General features: G+C 33.9%; 5 protein-coding genes. 2 read left to right on the top strand and 3 right to left on the bottom strand.

The window, feature by feature from the left end; all coding sequences use genetic code 11:
• Positions 1-10: 10 nt before the first annotated feature.
• The 3 genes from P8M54_RS14185 to P8M54_RS14175 all read right to left on the bottom strand — a co-directional run bounded on the left by P8M54_RS14185 (position 11) and on the right by P8M54_RS14175 (position 3,009).
• Positions 11-1,252 carry an MFS transporter gene (locus P8M54_RS14185; protein ID WP_300288634.1) on the bottom strand — a complete coding sequence of 414 codons (1,242 nt, stop codon included), beginning with the start codon at positions 1,250-1,252 and terminating at the stop codon, positions 11-13.
• 10 nt (positions 1,253-1,262) lie between these two features.
• Positions 1,263-2,369, bottom strand: coding sequence for a rhodanese-like domain-containing protein (locus P8M54_RS14180; protein ID WP_300288633.1), 1,107 nt, complete (start codon positions 2,367-2,369; stop codon positions 1,263-1,265).
• Between the two features lie 76 nt (positions 2,370-2,445).
• On the bottom strand, positions 2,446-3,009 hold the full coding sequence (locus P8M54_RS14175; protein WP_300288632.1) for a Crp/Fnr family transcriptional regulator: 564 nt from the start codon (positions 3,007-3,009) through the stop codon (positions 2,446-2,448).
• A gap of 868 nt (positions 3,010-3,877) precedes the next feature.
• On the opposite strand from P8M54_RS14175, the gene P8M54_RS14165 reads away from it, so the two are divergent.
• Together P8M54_RS14165 and P8M54_RS14160 are read left to right on the top strand one after the other, a co-directional pair.
• Entirely contained in the window at positions 3,878-4,270 is a 393-nt protein-coding gene (locus tag P8M54_RS14165) for a hypothetical protein (RefSeq protein WP_300288630.1), read from the top strand.
• A gap of 122 nt (positions 4,271-4,392) precedes the next feature.
• Positions 4,393-5,895, top strand: a 1,503-nt coding sequence (locus P8M54_RS14160) for an efflux RND transporter permease subunit (protein ID WP_300288629.1), incomplete at its 3' end; no start/stop codon positions are given.

Genomic DNA, 5,895 nt, shown 5'->3' with positions numbered 1-5,895 from the left:
TAAGTACTTGTTACTGTACATCCGAATAAATACATTCTTTAATTACTTTGCTTGTTTCTGGCATTCGAAATTTAATAATTAACGATGATATTATTGTTAATCCGCCAATTAAAAAGATTGCATATTCCAATCCAAATAAGTCTGCAGTTACCCCAGAAATGATTGCACCGAAGGCATACCCCAAATCTCTCCAGAATCGAAAAATTCCAATGCTTTCTGCTCGTTGTGTCGGAATTGTCGCCTGCGCAATGGTTGCCAAGAAAGTAGGGTAAACTAATGCTGTTCCCAATCCTAAAATTGTTGAAATGAGCACAAGTGCTAAAAAACTACTACTAAAAGGAATAAAGAATATAGCTAACCCTTGTAATAACATACCCCAAAATAGCATCGCTTTTTTAGAATATATATCAGACATTTTTCCAGTAAAAAGTTGCCCAATACCCCAAACAGTAGGATAAATAGCTGTAATAATACCAATGTTCTCCGCGTTGTATTTAAGTGAAAACAAAATGATGGGAAATAACCCCCAAATCATTCCGTCATTTAAGTTATTTATTAACCCTGCTTGTGTTACTGCGCTTAATGTTTTGTTTTTGAATGTTGTTTCAAGAAATACATTGTTTAGTTGATCTGTATTATCTGTGGTACTTTCCTTGTGTACAAATGCTCTAGTGTCCTTAACAAAAAAAAGCGTTAAAAAAAACCCGATAATCGATATAAAAATACCTATGTAAAAAGGATATGGTGTTATCCCGTATTTATTAGCTACGTATCCCGATAAAAAAGCAACTACACCCACCGCAAAATATCCTGCAAATTCATTTAATCCAATTGCCAGCCCACGATCTTTTTCTCCTACCAAATCAATTTTCATTTCTACAGTGCTACTCCAAGTTAAACCTTGACTCATTCCAAGTAAAATGTTTGCAAAAATCACCCAATTCCAACTGCTGGCATTAATCAACATAAAAGGGATCGGTATTGCTAAAAGCCAACCAATAAGTAATAAGTTTCTACGCCCAAATCTGTTTGCTAATTTACCCGTGAAGTAATTTGTAATGGCTTTGGTTAAACCAAAAGCAGTTATAAATGAAAGAATGGCCGTTTTTGAAGCTACTCCAAATTCAAGATTGGCAAATTGAGGAAATATGGTTCTTTCCATGCCAATCATACCACCAACAAAAGCATTAACAATTACCAAAATTGTAAATTGTTTCCAGTTTTCTTTAAGACCAAGTTTTATATGTTCCATTCGTTTATTTCTATTTAATTGCACAACGATTTGCTCCCGCTTCAAGATCAGCAACAATAAAATCACCAATGTCGCCCGATTTATTTATTTCAGCAATGGTTAAGTAGTTTAGTGGTGAAACTGGTAGTTTTGATAAAATACTTTTTACAAAATTATCAACTGAGAAAGTTAAAGCTGGAATACTTTTTTTGAGTTTTTTCAGTTTCTCTGCTACAATAGGTTGTCCTATTACAATGGACTGTGAAATATGTGCAGGCAAAATTAAAGTCTCATCAGGAAATGTATTGATGAGTTGCAATGAATTATACAAAGCTGTTGATTTTCTTATAGCTTCCTCTTCATCTGCTTTTAAGTCCGGTCTTCCGATGCCGTCTGTAAATAAAGTATCACCAGTTAGTAAAACCTTATTGTCAATTGAATAAGAGGTACTCTCCCAAGTATGTCCAGGTGTATGAATTACTTTGATTTCGATTTTTCCAATTTTTAATAATTCATTATCCTCCAGAGGAGTAAAAGAATAGGAAACGGATGCATTGCTATTCATTAAATGTTTTGCGCCTGAATAATTCGCAAGATCTTTTGTTCGGGAAACATAATCCGCATGGATGTGTGTGTCAGTTACAAAGTCAATTTTCCAGCCTTCTGTTTTGGCAATAGTATCATAAATGGAAGGATCTAACGAAGCATCAATAACAATTGCTTTATTACCAGAACCAATTATGTAAGACAAACATCCTTTGGCAACCCTCCTTATTTGAATGATTTTAAAATTTTCGAATTCCAAAACTGCTGTGTCATAAGCATAATTCCAAGCTTTCATTCCCCCTTCAAGAGAATAAGCATCAAAGCCTTTGGATGCTAAAATTTCTGTCGCAAATTTGCTTAAATTTCCACCTGCGCATAACGTTACAACAGGTATTTGATTGTCAATTTGTACATCATCCAATGCTTGTACATTACCTGATTTCAGACTTTCATAAATATTTATATGGATACTATTGGGAATATACCATTCATTTCTTTCAGCTATTGGCCTGATGTCAAGGATCGTAATCTTTTTCCCTTCTTTTAACCAGTTACTCAATTTTTGAGTGTCTATTGTTTTAATTAATGCCATTGTCTAAATTAATTTAAAATTTATTATACAAAGGTCACTTAAGCAAAAATCTATTCCTTTAACATTTGATAAAAAATTACTTTACAGACGCTCTAATTCTACTCAAACTCACTTGAGTAATTCCAAGATAGGAAGCAATATATTTGAGTGGCAATTTTTGAACAATTTTGGTTTCTTTCAATAAGGCTAAATACCGTTCTTCAGCTGCATGAAACTGTATTCCTTCTACACGATGTATGGCATCTACGTAAGCCGCTTCAAAAATCAAACGAAAAAGTCTTTCTATTTGGGGAAATGTGTCATACAATTTAAAAAGCTGTGTTGAATTGATCGCTATTATTTCCGCATCTTCTAGAATCTGAATGGCTTTTTGTGATGGCTTGCCAGTAAACAGGCTTTCAGCTCTCGCAATAATGCTACCTTCAAAAGCAAAATGTTCCGTAATATCAATACCGTCTTTGTAGTAATAAATGCGAGCAATTCCTGATTTTAGAAAGTAAATCGTTTTACAAGTATGCCCGAAAGGTTGCAGAATTTCATTTTTTTTTATGCTAAAATTTGAACATATTTCAGTCAAGGCTTTTTTAGCATCTACCGGGAGATTTTGAAATTTAGCGAAGTATTCAAGTAGTTCTGTCATTTTCTTAGGTTAATTATACCCTTACTTTTTATGACCTCGGCACAAATGCGTCAGTTTTATCAAATTTAAATAATTTTTTAAAAATAGAACTGATTTTGATAATATAAAGAAGAAATTAGAGATATGAAGCAAACAAAGAATCGGCTCTAGGAATACCTGAACTACAGCCTATTTTTTTTACAGCTGAATGGGATAACGGGGTTTTAACACTAAATTTATTTAATAAAAAAAGATTAAAAATTTATTTTTTGAACTCTAACTGCATTCAAAATCGCTAACAATGCTAAACCCAAATCGGCAAAACGGCCTCGCACAAAGTAGCTAATCCGCATACTACGAGAATTAGTACTATCACTTTAACTGTGAATGCGAGTATTTTATTTTGCATTACATTTTTTCGGGTTGATTTTCAGATTTATATGACAACTTTAATTTTGTTTGGTTGGTCGTTCTGAATTTAGATCTCGGCAATATCTATAGTTACGACAATACCTAAACCGCCGATTACAAGAAAACAAAAACCGCCTTAAAGATTAAAGATAATGGAATTGCCCCAAATGATAATTGATAAATACTATAACAAATCAAAATAATACGATGACAATAAACTACTCCTCGTTTTGAGCAACCAGAAAATTAAGGCCTATTTAAAGGAAATTGTCTGCATTTGTGAATTACACATAGAAAGTAATTCTTAATCTATTAAATTTTAAGAGAGATTCCTTCTATCGCCTTTTTTCTAAAAACTGTTTCTTCTCGTTTCGTTTGAGTTCCATTAATTAATCGAATAGTAATTCAATAAAAAAATTACCAAACTAGAACTTTGCAACAGTGTTGCACAAAAATTATTCTATATTTGTGCTCTATTATGAAAGCACTTATTTCCATATCAATGTCTGTTTTATTCCTTTTTCAAGGAATTAGTGCAGATATGGATCTATGTAAGCCAATTCAGGAAATTTCAAACTTTATTACCCATTATCAAGATCATAAGATATATGGTGACTCTTTTTTTGAGTATGTAGTAGAAGATTATATCGATAACGATGGAACGAAGACAGATCATCATAACAATCCAGATAAGGAGAATATGCCTGTTCACTCCCATCATCAATGTTGCCGTACTGTATTATTTATTGCAAACCTCAATACAGATCTAATAGATCAATTAAAGTTTGTAAATGATAAAAAATTTATTCTATATTTTCTTAATTTCAATTCCAGATATCTGGAATCCTCTTTCGAACCACCAAAGGTTTAATTCAGTTTTTTTTTAATGGATAACTATATCCTAAAGTCATGCTTTTAAAAGTAGGCATCGCTTCAATTTTAGTTTGCGCTCTTGCGTAAACTCATCATTTAAACTGAATTAAATCACATTATATGATTAACAAAATCATTTCATTTTCCATTAATAATAAATTTATTATTGGACTCTTTATAGTGGCACTTATCGGCACAGGTATTTACTCTATGTACACCATAAACTTAGGTTCTGTGCCCGATATTACCAATAACCAAGTGCAAGTAATAACTACTGCCCCTAATTTAGGAACAGAAGATATTGAGCAATTCGTGACTTATCCTGTGGAATTAGCAATGGCAAATTTGCCAGATGTTATTGAACTGCGTTCCGTTTCACGTTTTGGCCTTTCCGTAGTTACGATTGTTTTTAAAGACGAAGCTGGAACTTATTTACCAAGACAGCTGGTACAAGAAAAACTTGCAGAAGTTAGTGAAGAAATTCCTAATGGATTTGGCAAACCCTTTATGGCACCAATAACTACAGGATTGGGCGAAATTTACCAATACACATTAAAAGTAAAGAAAGGCTACGAAGATAAATTCGATGCAATGGAACTTCGTACCATCCAAGATTGGATCGTAAAACGTCAAATGGCATTAGTGCCTGGAGTTGTGGAGGTCAATGCCTTTGGAGGCTATGTGAAACAATATGAAGTAGCCATAAATCCCAATAAACTCAAAAGTTTTGGTATAACAATCAATCAGGTCTTCGAAGCTCTTAAAGTTAACAATGCAAATACGGGTGGAGCTTATATAGAAAAAAACCATCAAGCTAATTTTATTCGTGGCGAAGGTTTAGCTCGTAGCATCGCCGATTTAGAAAGTACGGTGGTAACTACACAAAATGGTAGTCCTGTATTGATACGTGATGTAGCCGAAAAAGTAGGCTATGGTAACTCGGTTCGTTATGGTGCTTTTACACAAGATGGTCATGAGTCCGTAGGCGGACAAATTTTAATGCTAAAAGGGCAAAGTCCAGGCGAAGTAGTTAAAAATGTAGAAGCTCGGATAGCCGAAATTCAAAAATCACTGCCAGAAGGCGTATATATTGATGCATTTTTAAGTCAGAGCGACCTCATCGGCAGAACCACGAGTACCGTCGAAAAAAACCTTATTGAAGGCTCATTGATTGTAATATTTGTTTTAGTGCTTCTTTTAGGAAGTTTTCGTGGCGGATTGATTACAGCTTCAGTAATTCCATTATCACTATTGTTTGCCTTTATTTTGATGAAACAATTTGGAGTTTGGGCAAACTTGATGTCCTTGGGTGCGATTGACTTCGGGATTATTGTAGATGGTGCTGTAATTATTGTGGAAGGTATGGTATTCCATATTCATCAGCGGATGAAGAAAACCACATCAGCTATTAATCAAAATGAAATGGATGAGATAGCTTACGAGTCGGCAAGTAAAATGATGAATTCTGCTTTTTTCGGGCAATTAATCATTCTAATTGTGTTCACGCCCATTCTTTTTTTAACGGGCGTTGAAGGAAAAATGTTCCGCCCAATGGCGTTTACTTTCGGTTTTGCAGTTCTAGGGGCTATTATCCTTTGTCTTACTTATGTTCCAATGATTTCG

The organism is Flavobacterium sp., assembly GCF_029242675.1.
Lineage (GTDB): Bacteria > Bacteroidota > Bacteroidia > Flavobacteriales > Flavobacteriaceae > Flavobacterium.
Note: the sequence above shows the minus strand (reverse complement) of the source record. Positions and strands in the feature narration are given on the sequence as shown.